Source organism: Lactococcus sp. bn62, from assembly GCF_029492705.2.
Taxonomy (GTDB): Bacteria; Bacillota; Bacilli; order Lactobacillales; family Streptococcaceae; genus Lactococcus; species Lactococcus petauri.
Window position 1 is genome coordinate 967,491 of sequence record NZ_CP120417.1, and the last position, 16,920, is coordinate 984,410.

The following is a 16,920-nucleotide window of genomic DNA, read 5'->3' on the forward strand; positions in this document are numbered from 1 at the left end:
CTAAAAGGAGAATAGAAATGGCTTTTTCTAAAAAAACAAGACAAGAAGCAATCACAAAAGTTCAAAATGAAGAGATGGACCTACTCGTTATCGGAGGGGGAATCACTGGTGCTGGATTGACATTACAAGCAGCGGCTGCTGGCATGAAAGTTGCCGTACTTGAAATGCAGGACTTTTCAGAGGGAACATCTTCACGGTCGACAAAACTCGTGCATGGAGGGATCCGCTACCTCAAAAACTTCGATGTCGAAGTTGTTTCTGATACGGTTTCAGAACGTGCTGTTGTTCAAGGCATTGCGCCCCATATTCCTAAGCCAGATCCGATGTTACTTCCTATCTACGATGATGAAGGCAAGACAACTTTTGATATGTTTTCTGTGAAAATTGCGATGGATTTGTATGACCGTTTGGCCGGTGTGGATGAAGATTCACCATATGCTAACTATACTATCTCACCAGAAGAAGTATTGCGCCGTGAGCCACTCATCAAGAAAAAAGGGTTACAAGGAGCTGGTGTTTATCTTGACTATCGTAACAATGATGCACGCTTGGTAATTGATAATATCAAGAAAGCCGTAGAAGACGGTGCGCAAGCCATTAGCAAGATGAAAGTCATTGATTTTACCTATACCGATGGACAAATCTCTGGTGTTCGTGCGCGTGATTTGTTGACAGACCAAGTCATTGAAGTCAAAGCTAAACTTGTGATTAACACAAGTGGTCCTTGGGTAGACAAGATTCGTTATCTGAACTTCACCCGTCCTATCGTGCCAAAAATGCGTCCAACAAAAGGTGTACATCTGGTAGTGGATGCGGCTAAACTACCTGTACCACAACCAACTTATTTTGACACAGGCAAACACGATAAACGTATGGTCTTTGCTATTCCCCGTGAAAATAAAACTTATTTTGGTACGACAGATACAGATTATCATGGCGACTTTACTGATCCAAAAGTAACCCAAGAAGATGTGGATTACCTCTTGGATGTCATTAATTTCCGCTACCCTGAAGCAAATATCACGATTAATGACATTGAAGCTTCATGGGCTGGATTGCGCCCATTATTAGGTGGAAATTCTGGTTCAGACTATAACGGTGGAGATAATGGTGCGGTTTCTGAAACTAGCTTTAACGCTGTCGTTGAGGCGGTGCTCCGCTATAAAAATAAAACAGCAACAAAAGCCGAAGTAGAGCATTTGTTGAACAATATGGAATCAAACCTTTCCGAAAAAGGAGATGCACCATCTTCCGTATCTCGTGGAAGTTCCCTCGAACGCGAGAGCGATGGTTTGATTACTCTAGCGGGCGGTAAAATCACGGACTACCGTAAAATGGCAGCGGGTGCGATGGAGCTTATCTGCCAACTGCTTGAGGAGGACTTTGGTTTGAACTATGAACCTATTGACTCTAAAAAATACCAAATCTCTGGTGGTGAATTTGACCCAACTAAGGTTGAAGAAGTTGTTGCTGAAAACATGAAAGTTGGTGTTGCTGCAGGACTAACAGAGGAAGAAGCAAAATACATCGCGGACTTTTATGGCATGAACGCCCTCCACGTGTTTGCCTATGCTTCTGAAATGGAGCCATATGAAGGTCTATCTCTCGCCGAATCAGCACGTTTACGTTATGCGCTTGAAGATGAAATGATCTTGACGCCAGTGGATTACTTGCTTCGTCGTACCAACCATATTTTATTTATGCGTGAAGGTGTAGATGCTATCAAGGTACATGTTGTTAATGCCATGGCGGAATACCTCGGCTGGTCTGAAGAAGAAAAAGCAGAACAAGAAAAAGCTTTGGAAGAAGCACTTCGTGAATCTGACTTGTCGGACTTGAAGAAGTAAAATAATCCCAAAAATGATTGAAACAAATAAAATATAGAAAAAAGGAGTCAATATGCACTCAGAAATGGTACAATTACTCGGTGAATTTTTAGGCACATTTATCTTAATCCTTCTTGGTAACGGTGTAGTTTCAGGCGTTGTTCTGAACAAGACGAAAGCAACAGGAGCAGGGTGGGTTGCTATCACACTCGGTTGGGGCTTTGCAGTAATGATGGGGGTTTACATTTCCGGATTTATGTCGCCTGCCCACTTGAATCCAGCAGTAACGATTGCAATGGCAATGATTGGTAGCTTTAGCTGGAGTTTGGTTTTCCCTTATATTATCGCCCAAATGCTTGGGGCAATGGTCGCCAGCATTATCCTCTACCTGATGTTTTACCCTCACTACGCTGAAACTAAAAATCCAGCAGATATCTTAGGCACATTTTCTACAGGTCCAGCCATTCGTCAGACGGGGTCGAACTTAATCAGTGAAATTGTTGGAACAGCAGTCTTAACGACAGGTATTCTGGCCTTTGGTCAATATGCCATTACGCAAACTTCTGGTGTTTCACCTCTTTTAGTCGGTGCTATCATCACAGCCATTGGTTTATCACTTGGTGCGACAACCGGTTACTCTTTGAATCCTGCACGTGACTTAGGTCCTCGTATCATGCACGCTATCTTACCTATCAAGGGCAAAGGAGATTCTGACTGGTCTTACGCATGGATTCCTGTCGTAGGTCCAATCATTGGCGGTAGCTTAGGCGCCCTTATCTTTAACATGGTTATTCAATTTGCAAGTAAATAAATTGAAATATTAGACAAAAGTAGAGTTAGACAAAGATCTAGCTCTTTTTTTTTTATGAAAAAAATACCAGTAATCCTCCAGCTGATGGGAATAAAAACTAAATAAAGAAAACGCTTTATTTTCTCTTGCTTTTGAAAATAAGAGGTGCTATATCACAAATATAACAAAACTAAAAGAAAAATTTTGGAGGAAACAAAATGTCGAAAAAAATAGTAGCCGTTACGGCCTGTGCTGCTGGAATAGCGCACACCTATATGGCCGCCGAATCTATCGAAAAAGCGGCTAAAAAAATGGGCTATGAGGTCAAAGTAGAGACAAATGGAGCTATTGGAGCAGAGAATGTCTTAACTCCTGAAGAGATCGAAAACGCAGATCTTGTACTTGTTGCCTCAGACATTAAGATTGATCCGATTCGTTTCACAGGTAAGCCTCTTTATGTTACAAAATCTATCCCGGCAATTGAAGATTCGGAAGCCTTGATAAAAAAAGCATTCGCTGAGGCTGAAGTTTTTGGCAAGAAAGGAAGTAAGGTAGGGAATATTCAGATTGGTAATGATAAAGATAAGGTTACTTTTCTGACCCATGTGATGAGTGGTATTTCTTACATGGTGCCAATGGTCATCGCTGCCGGTCTTCTCCTTACCATTGCCAATCTCTATGCCTTTCAAAGAGACGACCTAGGACGTATTGTCAAGTGGGGTTTTGACAATACGACACAAATGGGCTTCCTCATGGAAAAACTCTTTTATGTTGGGCAGATGGGTTTTAAACTGATGATTCCACTATTTGCTGGTTTTGTGGCAAATTCCATTGCAGACAAACCCGCAATAGCTCCTGCCATGATTGGTGCTTATCTTGTTAATGACCCAGAATTTTTAGGAACTGAAGCAGGTGGAGGTTTTATTGGTGCTATTATTGTGGCTTTCATTGTTGGCTATATGGTCAAAGGATTGAAAAAAATAAAATGGCCTAAAATTGTTATGCCAATCGTGCCAATTATGATTATTCCTTTTATTGCAACAGCAGTTATCAGCTTGATCGTGCTTTATATCATCGGAAATCCAATATCGGTGGGGATGGATGCTATGTATGATGGGTTAACCAATTTAAATAATAATTTCGCAGGTGCACCAATCATTATCGGAGCCATTTGTGGCGCAATGATTGGGTTTGACTTGGGTGGACCAATCAATAAAACGGCTTTAGTGTTTGGGACAGCAATATTTACCGATACAATGACAAAATACGGTATTGAAGGTGCAAACTTTGTACCTGGTACAGCAACACAAGCAGCGATTTCGGTAGCTCCCTTAGGCGTATGGTTGGCTACGATATTATTTAAAAATAAATTTTCAAAAGATGAAAAAATTGCTGCCAGTGCAGCCTTCGGTATGGGGATTGTGGGTGTCACTGAAGGAGCTATTCCATTTGTGGCAGCACATCCTGTACGAATGATTTTCTCAAACGTTGTAGGATCAGCTGTTGCAGGCGGACTTATTTCAGCTACTGGTTCGAAATTTTATGGCGGTATTGGCTCGCCTCTGGGGACCTTTATTGGTTATATTGAGCAACCGATTCCTTTTGTAACATGGATTTTGTGCGTATGTGCAGGTATTTTGACCACCGCATTATTGATTGGATTTACACGAGGTATTGAATTCAAAAAGCCAGTAAAAGCTAAAGCAAAATAAGAAAGTGAATAAAGATGAACAAAGAAGTTTTTAATCAAGAACATATCCTTTTCGATACAAGCGCACGTACACAGGAAGAAGCCTTTGCAGTTATTGCACAGTTTGCACATTCTCTGGGCTTTGTGGACAATGAAGCCGAATATTTTGAAGGCCTAAAACAGCGAGAAGCAGAAGCAACAACAGGATTTAAAGATCATATCGCCATTCCTCATTGTAAAGATAAAACGAACTTAAAGCCGGGCATGTTTTTCGTTAGATTTGCCAATGAAATTCCTTGGAATGCTTTGGATGGAAAACCCGTGAAAGTTGCTCTGGCACTTACGATTCCTGATGAAGGTGCGACTGAGCACTTGAAGTTGCTGAGCTTAATCGCTCGAAAACTAATCGATGATCAATTTCGTGAAGATATTTTATCAGAGAAAGACCCGAATAATCTGACTGCCGTTATAGATAAAATTGATTTTTAACTCAAAGGTCAAATCATCTTGATTTGGCCTTTTGAAAAAATGAATAAGGAAGTAAAAATGAAGAAAAAAGTACACGTCATTCATCATACACATTGGGATTTAGAATGGTATTTTACTCATAATGAATCTTTCGTCCAGTTGGCTTATCATTTGGATGAAGTAATGAGCGCTTTGGAGAATAATGAAATTTCTTATTATCTCCTCGATGGGCAAATGAGCATTTTGGATGACTACCTCCAAAGTTTCCCTGAACAAAAAACACGACTCAAAAAGTTGGTTCAAGCTGGAAAACTCTGGATTGGTCCATGGTATACTCAAACAGATGAACTCATCATTAGTGGCGAGTCAATTGTGAGAAATTTGACTCTGGGAATGGAATTAGCAGAAGATTTGGGTGGTTATATGAATATCGGTTACCTGCCAGACTCTTTCGGCCAGAGCAAAGATATGCCTAAGATATATCAAGGTTTAGGAATTGATCGTACAGTCTTTTGGCGAGGATTGCCGCAGGAAAAAACAAGGGACCGCGAATTTTATTGGCAAGCTGAAGATGGTTCAAAAGTTTTAGCCGCAAATATTAAGGATGGTTATTTTGTCGGCGTTGGACTTATTTATAGTGACCAAACCCAAGAACTTATGACGCAGATTGAAGACGGTGCTGTGGGGCAACATCTTGTCTTACCTGTAGGAGGAGACCAGCGTTATGTAGATTTTAACCTACGTGAGCGGATTGATTTTTACAACCAGAAACTGAGTGACTATGAGTTAAAAGAAAGCAATTATGAGGAGCTATTCTCCGAACTCGAAAAAGAGGAACTGACCACAATTGAAGGAGAATTTATCTCCAGCTCAGTCTCGAAAATCCATCGCTCGATTTATTCTTCACGTTACGACCATAAGTATTTGAATGATAAGCTGGAAAGACGGATGATTTATCAGGTAGAACCACTCGTTCTTATGGCTGAAAAACTTGGTATTGCTAACAAGCAAGGCTTAATTGACAGAATCTGGAAATTGCTGGCAAAAAATCAAGCCCACGACAGTGCGGGCGGCTGTAATAGCGATAAAACCAATCGCATTATTCGCGAGCGTTTTATCGAAGCAGACCAACTGTCTTATTCCATAGTCGACTACTTGACCAGAAAAATCAGTGAGTCACAGAAAAAAGTTTGTGACCACCAAGTCAGCATTTTTAATACCCTGCCTTGGGAAGTAACTAAAACAGTAAAAATTAATGTCTCTACTGAGTTTAAAGATATCCAACTGAAAAACACGGCAGGGGAAGCGCTAAGTTTTGATGTTCTGGCAAGAAATAAAGAATATTCTGGTGAGATCAGACGCGAAGAAACTGCTCAAGATCCGGATAAATATTATTATATTCATGAACTGGCTGTAGAAGTTACGGTTCCTGCGCTTAGTTTTGTGAATTACTTCGTTGAAGAAAGTCAACGGTCAAGCATGGTCATCAGCGAAGACAAGCAAGATTATATTGAAAATGATTACTACAAGCTGAGCTATGAAAAAGGACAGCTTCATTTATTTGATAAGAAAAAGCAGCAAAGTTATGACAACATCTTATCTTTTGAAGATGGTGGTGATGAAGGTGATACTTACGATTACTCGCCAGCTCATGCAGATTGTGTCTTTGATTTGACACTTACGGGAAGTGAGCGAAAAGCTTTTTGTGGGGAAAATTATCAAGAGCTGATTTTGACTGGTACTTGGGACCTTCCCAAGGATTTGAAAGAACGTGCAGAAGGCATTTGCGAACAAAAACAAGACTACGAATTAAAAATTACCTTAAAAAAGGGAGCAAGCATCTCGAATGCCATTTGACGATAGATAATCAAGCGCTGGACCATCGTATGCGTGCAGTCATCAATCTTCCTTTTGCTAATCAATATTCTTACACAGATACGCCTTTTGGCACAGTGAAGCGTGAAGCAGAAGATCCGCATTTGAAAGATTGGCAAGAAATCGGCTGGCGTGAAGAACCAACAGCTATTTACCCCATGCTAAAATGGGTTAATGTTCACGATGATAAAAACAGTTGGACGGTTTTTGCCAAAGGAATCAAAGAATATCAATTAATCGGGGAAAATCACCATCAGTTAGCTTTAACCCTCTTTCGAAGTGTCGGATTTTTAGGACGGCCTGATTTGCTCAGAAGGCCAGGTGTAGCTTCTGGTAATGCTTTTAAGTACATCCCAACACCTGATAGCCAATTGTTGGAAAAATTAACATTCAAATTTGCCATAAGTTTAGAACAGGATTATAACCCCGCACGACTTGCTAAAAGTTACCTTGATTATGCTTTATCCTTGCCGTTCTATCAAATTCAGAGTCTAAATCTTTTTACAACGACTTTAAAATATTTTGTGTCAAATACCTTGAAAGAAAAAATTTGCAGTCCCCAGAATATCAGCTTGAAAGCACCTGACCTTGTCTTTAGTTCACTCCGTAAGAATAAGCTTTACGGCGGTTGGGACTTACGGGTGTATAATCCAAGTACCCAAGCTGTTCAGGGTGAGAATTTTATTCTGTCAGAGCAGGAGCTTCGCTATGAGTTTGTTGACTTGAAAGGAATCGCGCTAACCGAACGACAAAAAAATAGTAAAATTAATCTGGGAGATTTTAGAGCAGGACAGATTAAAACTGTTCATTTCATAGATTGAGGAAAAATCATGAAGGAAGATATTTTCATATTAATTGAATCGCACCGTTTGGAATTAACCTATGTTGAGGAGATTATAGCCAACTATTTTATCAGTAAAAAGGCACCGCTGAATATAGATAAATTAGCACAAACACTAGCTGTATCAAAGGCATCGATTACTCGCTTTTGTAAAAAGATTGGTTTGGATAATTACAAGGAACTCATGTTTTTATATAACCTTTCCTTGGATAAAAAAGAAGAGCCATCGATTTCATCGGCAGTGACAGCTATTTACCATGCCTTAGCCACACGAAGTGACAATGCTTATTCCGAGGTGGAAGTGGACAAGCTGTGCGCTTTAATAAAAGATCATAACATCATTCATTTTTTTGGAAAGGGCTTTAACAGTTATACAGGAGCTGATTTTTCATTCAAATTTTCACGGTTTGGCAAGTATGTTCGTGTCATTTCAGAGGAAAAGTCAATCTTAATGTCAGCAGAATTTGCCCGTGAGGGTGAAATGATACTCGTGGCATCCTTGAGAGGAATAGACAGCAACCTTCTTGAAGCGATGACCATAACAAGGGAAAAAAATATTCCGATAGCACTGATTACTTCCAATCCTAATTCTGATTTGATTAAACAAGCAGATATTACACTAATATCAGCGGGCTTAACACATGAAGAATCTATCGGGAATATCTCACCACAAATTCCGATTTTGATTCAATTAGACATACTTTACGAACGCTATCTTCATCTCTTTTCTGATTCTGTAAAGAAATGGATCAAATCTGAAGAAATTTTACATAAAAATAAAAAATAAGAAGGTTTAAACATGAAAAAATTTCCTGAAGGATTTTTGTGGGGTGCAGCTTTATCCGGTCCACAAACTGAAGGTTATTCTCTAAAAGAGGGTAAATCTGCTTCTACATGGGATTACTGGTTTAAAGAAAATCCTGAAAGATTTAATGAAAAACAAAGCCCAGAAATAACTTCTAATCTTTACGAAAATTACGCAGAGGATTGCCAACGGATGAAAGCTATCGGGCTTAATTCGATTCGTACCTCTATCCAATGGACACGACTACTTCCTGACGGTAAAACGCTCAACCCTCAGGCGGTTGATTTTTATAGAAATTATTTTACAAAGATGAAAGAAAATGGTGTCAAGCCAATAATTAACCTTTTTCATTTTGATATGCCCATGTGGTTGATGGATAAAGGTGGGTGGGAAATCCGAGAATCTGTTGAGGCTTTTCGTTTTTATGCCCAAACAGCTTTTGAATGCTTTGGTGATTTAGTTCAGGATTGGACCACTTTCAATGAACCAATGGTTCATGTGGAATGTGGTTATTTACAAGGCTTTCATTATCCTGCAATTGTTGATATCAAAAAAGCTGTTCAAGTGGCTTATCATACCTTAATGGCACATGTAAAAGCTGTTCAAACCTTTAGAGAACTTATGCCGCAAGGATCCATCGGTATTATTCTTAATGTATCTCCGAGCTATGCGCGCAGTCAGTCAGCAGCAGACTTAAAAGCTAAAAAAGCCGCTGATTTAGTCAATATAAAAAGCTTTCTTGATCCTGCGGTGCTTGGAAAACACAACACTGATTTGGTTGAACTTCTCAAAATTAACCAACTCTTACCTGAAACATTACCAGAAGATGAAAAAGATGTAGCAGCCAATACAGTAGACTTTATCGGTTTAAATTATTACCAACCGAGTCGCGTTTAAGCACCTGAGAATGCGAGCTTCCCCGCTAAAACCTTAGATGATTTTTACCAACCTTATGATTGGCCTGAAAAGAAAATGAATCCTTATCGTGGGTGGGAAATTTACCCGCAAGCCATTTATGATGTAGCGATGATGATGAAAAAGGACTATCATAATCTTCCTTGGTTTGTCAGTGAAAATGGCATGGGGGTAGCTGATGAGGAGCGGTTTATGGATGATTCAGGCATGATCCAAGATGGTTATCGCATTGAATTTATGAAGGAGCATCTCAGTTACCTTCATCAAGCCATTGAAGAAGGAAGCAATTGCTTTGGTTACCACACGTGGACTTTTATTGATTGTTGGTCTTGGCTGAATGGTTATCGCAACCGCTATGGTTTTTATCGGGTTGATTTGGAAGAGGATTATAAACGTACCGTGAAAAAGAGCGGACTTTGGTATAAGAAATTAAGTGAGCATAATGGATATGAAGAATAATGGACATAAGCTCGCCGTGTTTGATATTGGCGGCACAGCAGTAAAATATGGTTTATGGGATGGAGAAAAAATCCTGAATAATGCTTCTTTTAAAACACCTGAAAGCTTTGAAAAGCTTACTGCGAAGATGGGCAGTATTATCAAGGACTATCCACAGCTTAAAGGAATAGCGATATCGTCTCCAGGCGCTGTCAATACAGCGAAAAGAAGGATTGAAGGAATCAGCGCCGTACCCTATCTGCACAATCGTCCTATATTTGATGAAATTGAACAATGCTTTGACTTGCCCGTGGCTATCGAAAATGATGCCAATTGTGCAGGGATTTGTGAAATTGATTATGGTGCAGGAAAAGAAGCCCAGAATGCTGTTTTTTTGGTCATAGGTACAGGAGTAGGTGGAGCTATCTTTATTAACCGCAAGCTTTATAAAGGTGCGCATCTTTTTGCTGGCGAATTCGGTTTGATGAAAAACACGAAGCATAAAACTTTTAGCGAAACCGGACCATTGGTTAAAGCTGCGGAAACTTATTCCAAAGAGACAGGGCAGAAAATTTCAGGTAAGGAACTGTATGACTTAATGGATCAAAAAAATCCCCAAGTTACTTTACTTATCGAAAATATGCTGGAGATTATTTCTGATTATTTATATAATATCCAAGTTTCGCTTGATCCAGATACAATTATCATTGGTGGCGGAATGTCAGCGCGGAAAGATTTGCCAGAAATCCTCCAAAAAAAATTAGCAGAACGTCTTCAAAATTATGATATAGCTCATATCCTGCCAAGAATTGAAAGTTGTCATTATATGAACAATGCAAATCTGATTGGGGCAGCTTTAAATTTTTACACTATTTTCCCGAAAGCTCAGAGATGATTTGACAAAAAAACCAGCGCTCTATATACTTAAAAGAAAACGCTTTATAGAGGTAAAGAATATGGCAAGCACTGATCGTGTAAAACAGATGAAATTTGAAACCGTTTATCCGCTTTACTTGGCAAAAGTAGAGAAAAAAGGACGGACAAAAGAAGAATTAGATGAGATTTTGACTTGGTTAACAGGATACACGAATCCTAGCCAGCTCACGGGTAGCTTGGGGCAATTGATTGAAAATCAGCCTTTTAATGACAATGCGCCTCTTATCACTGGAGTGATTTGCGGTGTTCGTGTAGAAGAAATCGAAGACAACTTTATGAAAAAGCTACGTTATATGGATAAAGTAGTAGATGAACTCGCCAAAGGGAAAAGTCTGGAAAAGATTAAAAGAATAACCTCATAACTCGTGGACATAATGAAGCTTTATGTGTCCAGACTGAGTCCAATTCTTGCATTTACTAAGGGAATTTGTTATTATTAAAGAACAATATTGAATATGAATTCCCAAAGGGGAGTAGCGTCGGTGCAAACCGAAACAAAGTCGTCATTCCGTGAGCATTAATCTCACCGGCTTTGTTGACATGGATATGACATGTTTAGCAAGACCTTTGCCAGATTTGGCAGGGGTCTTTTTAATACGCTACATACAAGCATTGAAAGATGTTCATGCTGGAGGGAAAATCATACTATCTATCGATTACCGTAGCGTCTTATTCGTTTCGAATCAAAAAATATTGCTTTTGATATCAAGCGTCATATTTAACTATTGGAGAAGGAGCTAAAATGGAATTCTACAACAAAGAAACAGAGCTTGTCCTTGAGGAATTGCAGACAACCGTTGAAGGTCTAACGGAGCAAGAAGTCAAAGAAAGACAAGAACGAGACGGCTTTAATGAGCTGAAGAGTAAAGACAAAGTTCCAACTTGGAAAATATTACTGGACACTTTTAAAGATCCGATGGTTATTGTCCTGCTGATTGTTACCATTGTTCAGCTGGCATTAGGCGAAGTGGTTGAAGCCTGCATCATTCTTGGTGTAGTATTAATCAGCTCAATCGTCACTGTGATACAAACCAAAAAAGCAGAAAGTTCATTGGATGCCTTGAAACAAATTTCGGCGCCCCATGCAAAAGTGTTACGTAATGGTGAAAAAATAACGATTCCAGCACGTGAACTTGTTGTGGGTGACCTTGTCTTGCTTGAAGCAGGGGACTTTGTTCCTGCCGATGGACGTGTCTTGACTTGTAAGAGCTTGCGTGTAGAAGAAGGCATGTTAACAGGTGAGTCCGAAGCAGTTGAAAAGACAGATGTAGCGCTTGAAGGGGAACTTCCTTTAGGCGACCGTAAAAATATGCTCTACAGTGGAGCGCTCACTGTTTATGGGCGTGGAGAATTTATCGTTACCGGTACCGGAAGTCAAACAGAGATTGGTAAAATCGCCACGCTCCTTGAAACGGCTGAAGATAAACAAACACCCTTGCAACAAAAACTGGAGAAATTCAGTAAACAACTGGGTATTGCTATCCTGATTCTCTCTGTTGCTATCTTTGCAATTCAAGCGGCACGTATCTTCTTTGCTGGAGACGGTGCAAATATTGAAGTGAAGATGTTAGATGCCTTCATGTTTGCTGTTGCTGTCGCTGTTGCCGCAATTCCAGAGGCACTTTCTTCAATTGTAACGATTGTCCTTTCAGTAGGTACAAACAAAATGGCAAAACAACATGCTATCATTCGTAAGTTGCCTGCAGTTGAAACTTTAGGTTCAACAAGTGTTATCTGTACGGATAAAACAGGGACATTAACCCAAAACAAAATGACGGTTGTCGATTACTTTTTGCCTACAACCACAAAAGAAACTTTCCCAGATCAGCCAGAAACTTGGACGTCGGACGAAGCACTGCTGATTGAAGCAGCTGTCTTGTGTAATGACTCAAGTATCAATGAAGAAGGGCAAGAGCTCGGCGATCCAACAGAAGTTGCACTTATTGCTTTTAGCAACAAGGTAGGTAAACCTTATCAAGAACTTCGTGAAGCTTACCCTCGTTTAGCAGAACTTCCTTTTGATTCCGACCGTAAGTTGATGTCAACGATTAACCTTATTGATGATGAAAAACTCATGTTGACTAAGGGTGGACCAGACGTGATGTTTGCACGTTGTTCGAAAGTTCTTATCAACGGTCAAGTCCAAGACTTTACTGAAGAATTAAAAGCAGAATTCCAAAAACAAAATGAAGCATTCAGTAACAAAGCACTCCGTGTTTTGGCTTATGCTTACAAACCTTTGGCGCAAGACAAAGAAGTTCTGGATTTGGAAGATGAAAATGACTTGATCTTGATTGGTTTAACAGCCATGATTGACCCACCACGTGAAGCTGTTTATGATTCAATTGCGGAAGCGAAAAAAGCAGGTATCCGTACAGTGATGATTACGGGTGACCATAAAACAACAGCGCGTGCGATTGGGCAAGATATCGGTCTCTTTGGGGAAAACGACATTGCTGTGACTGGGCAAGAATTAGATGCTATGTCAGAGCAAGAGTTGGATGACAACTTGGCGAAAATCTCTGTTTATGCGCGTGTGTCACCGGAAAACAAGATTCGTATTGTTCGCGCATGGCAGAAGAAAGCAAATGTTACTGCGATGACTGGTGACGGAGTTAATGACGCCCCAGCCTTGAAACAAGCCAATATTGGTATTGCTATGGGTTCAGGGACAGACGTTGCCAAAGATGCATCATCAATGATTTTGACCGATGATAACTTCGTTTCTATTGTTAATGCTGTAGCGGTTGGACGTACAGTCTACGATAATATCAAAAAATCAATTGGTTACCTCTTCTCAGGTAACTTAGGGGCGATTATTACCATTGTTTTTGCCTTAGTTATGAACTGGGCAAGTCCATTTACAGCCCTGCAATTGCTCTTCATCAACTTGGTAAATGACTCTGTACCAGCGATTGCCTTGGGTATGGAAAAAGCAGAACCCAATGTCATGAAGAAAAAACCACGTCCTTCTGACGAAGGTATCTTCGAAGGCGGTTTGATGGCAAGTGTTGCGGTTCGTGGTGTATTGATTGGTATTGCAGCGATTATTTCTCAATATATCGGGATGCAAGTTTCAGATGAGTTGGGTGTAGCTATGGCCTTCACGACTCTAATCTTGGCACGTAGCTTACAAACTTTCACAGCACGTTCAAATTCACAAACAATCCTTTCATTGGGCCTCTTCTCTAACAAATATGTTTTAGGTGCGGTAGTATTCTGCCTTGGACTTTACAGCTTGACAACTTTACCTTTCACACGTGAATTCTTCAGCATTCCGGCAAACTTCAGTATGCACTACTGGTTACTTGCTGCTGGTCTTGCTTTAGGTGCTGTCTTGATGATGGAAATCATCAAAGCACTTCGCGTACTTGTTAGTCAGAAAAAAGCAAAAGCAACAGTAAACAAAGTAGGTTAATTATCCTTTAAGAAAATTAAAAAAACGCTCCCAGCTTTTGGAGCGTTTTTTTTTAGTTAAAGATAATAGCAATAAACAGAGTCAAAGCCAAGCTGCCATTGTAAAGAATTAGATTTTTAATTTGATAATGAAAGGTTTCGCTTTTGACTTGCTTGTGGAGGAATTTTTTCATATTAGGAATCAACTCGAAGAGGATGAGCAGCATTAAGGCAGACCATATAGGCAAGATACCTAAGATTATCGCTAGACTAACACAAAGAGCAGGAATGATATACATGACTTTATAAAGTACTAAGCTGGCAGGAATTTTAAGATAATAAGGTAAGGTGAAACGTTGATTGCGAATGTCTTGTTCCAAATCACAAATGTTATCGGAAAGCATGACATTGAAGTTCTGACAGAAACACATAATACCTATGAGAACAATCGGAAGAAGTTGGGAAAAATCCCACGTCCAGTTCATTTTCCAGCCGTCAAATTGAATGAAAAAGTACTGTAAATCATAAGAATTAATATACACAGCGAGAAAGAAACCGAAAAATCCTTCACATAGGCCAGCTAAAAATTCACCTAAAGGAAAGCGACTGAAAGCAAAGGGGCCATATGTATAAAAGATTGCTACAAGAAAGCAGAGGCCGCCAACGGGTAAAATGGCAAGATTGGTGATAAGCATAACTGCAAGCCCAACTACGATATCGATGAAAAGAAAGAGCAGGCAAATTTTTAGTGCTAACTTAGGGTTGATATTGCGATTGCTAATGATATTTTGCTGGGTTTTATATTCTGGATCCAGCGCTTTATGGTAGTCCATCAAATTATTCCATGCGGAAACAAAAAGATTGATGGCAGCAAGACCGATCAGAAAAAGAAGGGTTGGTAAAAGATGAAAAGAGTGAAAATACCATAGCGAGAACATAATTCCTGCAAGTGGCGAAAGCAGAGCCACGGGTAAGGTTTGGATTCTTGTAAAGTTAAGAAATGTTTTGACGTTCATAATGAGAATTATATCACAAAAAAAAGAGGCATTCTTAGTTGGAAAGAAAGATAGACAGTGCTCCAAGCTAAAGTACTCAAATCTCTTCAGTAAAAAGTTAAATTATAATTCTTTTTGCATATTAATATCAGTAATTTCAAAACCCATTTTTTTATAGACGTGTAAAGCTCTAGAGTTACTTCCAAAGACATGTAAAGCTAGGGATGAAAAGCCAAGTTGTTTAGCTTGTAAACTAATTAATTCAAGAGACGTAGAGCCGAAACCTTGATTTTGAAATTCTTCATAAATTTCGAAATCATAAATAAAAGCAGTTCGAGCATTGTCTGTACTTTGAGCCGTCCAAATATAACCAATGACTTCTCCCTTTTCAAGGATAGAATAAAAATAGTTATTGGGGGTTTGGAGGCCTTCAGGCAGGAGTAAATTGTATTCTGCCTGAGCCTTTGAAAAAGCCTGTTCTTCAGCCCAAGTACCGTTTAGGACTTTTTCTTTAGCAAAGGTTTCTACGGCGGAGAGCATGTAGTGTTGAAATCTTTCTTGTGTCATTTCAATAAGTTTTAGCATAATTCTCCTTAATTTAAAAAAACATCTGGTATGGGTGAGCTTAGTTTTTCCTAAATTATACCATAGGCGAGGATAAAGAAGTGATGTATAAATATTGGCCACATGGGGAAATCTCCCCATTATTTTGTCTTTAACTTTTATGAGGTATAATAGAGAAAGCGAAAAAAGTAGAAAAGGGCTGAAATTAGTGAAATTTTTACATACATCAGATTGGCACATTGGCAGAACCTTGAACGGTTGGAGTCTTTTAGAAGAGCAAAAGCACGCCTTTAAAATTATGCTGGCCGCAGCCAAGCAAGAAAAGGTTGACGGTATCATTATTGCAGGAGATCTTTATGACCGGACAGTTCCGAGCGCAGCAGCTGTGACGACCTTTAACGAAATGCTGCGAGAAATGAATATTCAGGAGAATTTTCCTATTTATGCAATTTCGGGAAATCACGACGGAGCACGACGACTAAATTATGGGCGTGAATGGATGGAATTTAACCATTTGCATTTGAATACATTATTAGAAGAAGCTTTTGTACCCATTGAAACAGTGGAGATTCAGATGTTCTTGCTTCCTTACTTTGATCCAGCTGATGCGCGTGTTTATTTTTTACAAGCGGGTATGCCGGAAGAGGAAGTGAAAGAAATTAAAACCTTGTCTCAGGCATTAGAACTAGTACTTGAAAAAATGCGAGAAGCCTTTCACCCTGAGAAAAAACAAATTTTAGTGACTCACTTTGCTGTGAGCCCTTCTGCAGATCAGGAGATTGAGCTGACAAGTGAAACCAAGTCCAAAGCTGGGGGGCTAGCTACTGTCACAGTCCAGCAGTTTGTGGATTTTGACTACGTTGCTTTGGGGCATATTCATACACATCATGCTTCACCCAGTGAGACAGTGCGTTATTCAGGAAGTCCTGTCAAATTTAATATCAAAGAAGCGAAAACGAAAAAAGGCTATTATATCGTAAATGTGGCGGATAAGGTTGAGACTGAGTTTTTCGAAATTCAACCGCAGACGGATTTGGTTGCTCTTGCTGAAGAGTGGGAAACGCTTATTGATCCAGAGTTTTACCAGCAACGACCTTTAGAATCTGCTTGGTTTGCTATATGTATTAAAAACTTTGACCGCTTTGCTCATGCTGGGCAAAATTTACGTGCCCAACTTCAGAAAATCTATGGCACTATTGTCGAACTGGATTATGAAGATAAAGAACGCATCATAGAGCATGAAACCCATCAAAATATGGAAATGATGAGTGAGGAAGAAATCGTGCAAAATTTCTACCAACAGGTGGCAGGAGAGGTACTTAGTCCATTTCAGCGAACTTTTATCGAAGAAACTTTTATTGACTTGAGAGGGGAGAAGTAG

11 protein-coding genes, 2 pseudogenes and 1 riboswitch are annotated in these 16,920 nt (G+C 39.6%); of the genes and pseudogenes, 11 read left to right on the forward strand and 2 right to left on the reverse strand.

Annotated features, from left to right (window positions below; genetic code table 11):
* The first annotated feature begins 17 nt into the window (after positions 1-17).
* The 10 genes and pseudogenes from glpO to P3G65_RS05225 all read left to right on the forward strand — a co-directional run bounded on the left by glpO (position 18) and on the right by P3G65_RS05225 (position 14,002).
* The gene (glpO, locus tag P3G65_RS05180; protein ID WP_019292544.1) at positions 18-1,847 is read left to right on the forward strand and encodes a type 1 glycerol-3-phosphate oxidase; all 1,830 of its coding nucleotides are present in this window, start codon (positions 18-20) and stop codon (positions 1,845-1,847) included.
* A 52-nt stretch (positions 1,848-1,899) separates the two neighbouring features.
* Positions 1,900-2,637, forward strand: coding sequence for an MIP/aquaporin family protein (locus P3G65_RS05185; protein ID WP_019292545.1), 738 nt, complete (start codon positions 1,900-1,902; stop codon positions 2,635-2,637).
* Between the two features lie 197 nt (positions 2,638-2,834).
* On the forward strand, positions 2,835-4,328 hold the full coding sequence (locus P3G65_RS05190) for a PTS fructose transporter subunit IIC (RefSeq protein ID WP_019293549.1): 1,494 nt from the start codon (positions 2,835-2,837) through the stop codon (positions 4,326-4,328).
* A gap of 14 nt (positions 4,329-4,342) precedes the next feature.
* Positions 4,343-4,795, forward strand: a complete 453-nt coding sequence (locus P3G65_RS05195) for a PTS sugar transporter subunit IIA (RefSeq protein WP_019292547.1) — start codon at positions 4,343-4,345, stop codon at positions 4,793-4,795.
* A gap of 57 nt (positions 4,796-4,852) precedes the next feature.
* A pseudogene (locus tag P3G65_RS05200) lies at positions 4,853-7,470 on the forward strand (glycoside hydrolase family 38 C-terminal domain-containing protein).
* 9 nt (positions 7,471-7,479) lie between these two features.
* Positions 7,480-8,277, forward strand: coding sequence for a MurR/RpiR family transcriptional regulator (locus P3G65_RS05205; RefSeq protein WP_019292549.1), 798 nt, complete (start codon positions 7,480-7,482; stop codon positions 8,275-8,277).
* A gap of 12 nt (positions 8,278-8,289) precedes the next feature.
* Positions 8,290-9,669: pseudogene (locus tag P3G65_RS05210) on the forward strand (glycoside hydrolase family 1 protein).
* Positions 9,653-10,543: an ROK family protein gene (locus P3G65_RS05215; RefSeq protein ID WP_019292550.1), complete on the forward strand. Its 891-nt coding sequence runs from the start codon at positions 9,653-9,655 to the stop codon at positions 10,541-10,543. Before P3G65_RS05210 ends, P3G65_RS05215 begins: the two are co-directional and overlap by 17 nt.
* 61 nt (positions 10,544-10,604) lie before the next feature.
* Positions 10,605-10,946: a DUF2200 domain-containing protein gene (locus tag P3G65_RS05220; RefSeq protein WP_019292551.1), complete on the forward strand. Its 342-nt coding sequence runs from the start codon at positions 10,605-10,607 to the stop codon at positions 10,944-10,946.
* Positions 10,947-11,040: 94 nt separating this feature from the next.
* A riboswitch (yybP-ykoY riboswitch) is annotated at positions 11,041-11,140 on the forward strand.
* A gap of 186 nt (positions 11,141-11,326) precedes the next feature.
* Positions 11,327-14,002 carry a cation-translocating P-type ATPase gene (locus P3G65_RS05225; protein WP_019292552.1) on the forward strand — a complete coding sequence of 892 codons (2,676 nt, stop codon included), beginning with the start codon at positions 11,327-11,329 and terminating at the stop codon, positions 14,000-14,002.
* A gap of 52 nt (positions 14,003-14,054) precedes the next feature.
* Here the strand turns inward: P3G65_RS05225 and P3G65_RS05230 are convergent, their stop codons facing one another.
* Together P3G65_RS05230 and P3G65_RS05235 are read right to left on the reverse strand one after the other, a co-directional pair.
* Positions 14,055-14,996 carry a UbiA family prenyltransferase gene (locus P3G65_RS05230; protein ID WP_040086295.1) on the reverse strand — a complete coding sequence of 314 codons (942 nt, stop codon included), beginning with the start codon at positions 14,994-14,996 and terminating at the stop codon, positions 14,055-14,057.
* Positions 14,997-15,098: 102 nt separating this feature from the next.
* Positions 15,099-15,560, reverse strand: coding sequence for a GNAT family N-acetyltransferase (locus tag P3G65_RS05235; protein ID WP_019292554.1), 462 nt, complete (start codon positions 15,558-15,560; stop codon positions 15,099-15,101).
* 187 nt (positions 15,561-15,747) lie between these two features.
* Here P3G65_RS05235 and P3G65_RS05240 point away from each other — a divergent pair, with 187 nt between their 5' ends.
* Entirely contained in the window at positions 15,748-16,920 is a 1,173-nt protein-coding gene (locus tag P3G65_RS05240; protein WP_284071351.1) for an exonuclease SbcCD subunit D, read from the forward strand.

Bases quoted from the DNA above. Each gene is read 5' to 3' on its own strand.
- P3G65_RS05195 (WP_019292547.1), top strand. From the start codon at position 4,343: ATGAACAAAGAAGTTTTTAATCAAGAACATATCCTTTTCGATACAAGC.
- P3G65_RS05220 (WP_019292551.1), top strand. From the start codon at position 10,605: ATGGCAAGCACTGATCGTGTAAAACAGATGAAATTTGAAACCGTTTAT.
- P3G65_RS05235 (WP_019292554.1), bottom strand. From the start codon at position 15,560: ATGCTAAAACTTATTGAAATGACACAAGAAAGATTTCAACACTACATG.
- glpO (WP_019292544.1), top strand. From the start codon at position 18: ATGGCTTTTTCTAAAAAAACAAGACAAGAAGCAATCACAAAAGTTCAA.
- P3G65_RS05185 (WP_019292545.1), top strand. From the start codon at position 1,900: ATGCACTCAGAAATGGTACAATTACTCGGTGAATTTTTAGGCACATTT.
- P3G65_RS05230 (WP_040086295.1), bottom strand. From the start codon at position 14,996: ATGAACGTCAAAACATTTCTTAACTTTACAAGAATCCAAACCTTACCC.
- P3G65_RS05190 (WP_019293549.1), top strand. From the start codon at position 2,835: ATGTCGAAAAAAATAGTAGCCGTTACGGCCTGTGCTGCTGGAATAGCG.
- P3G65_RS05205 (WP_019292549.1), top strand. From the start codon at position 7,480: ATGAAGGAAGATATTTTCATATTAATTGAATCGCACCGTTTGGAATTA.
- P3G65_RS05215 (WP_019292550.1), top strand. From the start codon at position 9,653: ATGGATATGAAGAATAATGGACATAAGCTCGCCGTGTTTGATATTGGC.
- P3G65_RS05225 (WP_019292552.1), top strand. From the start codon at position 11,327: ATGGAATTCTACAACAAAGAAACAGAGCTTGTCCTTGAGGAATTGCAG.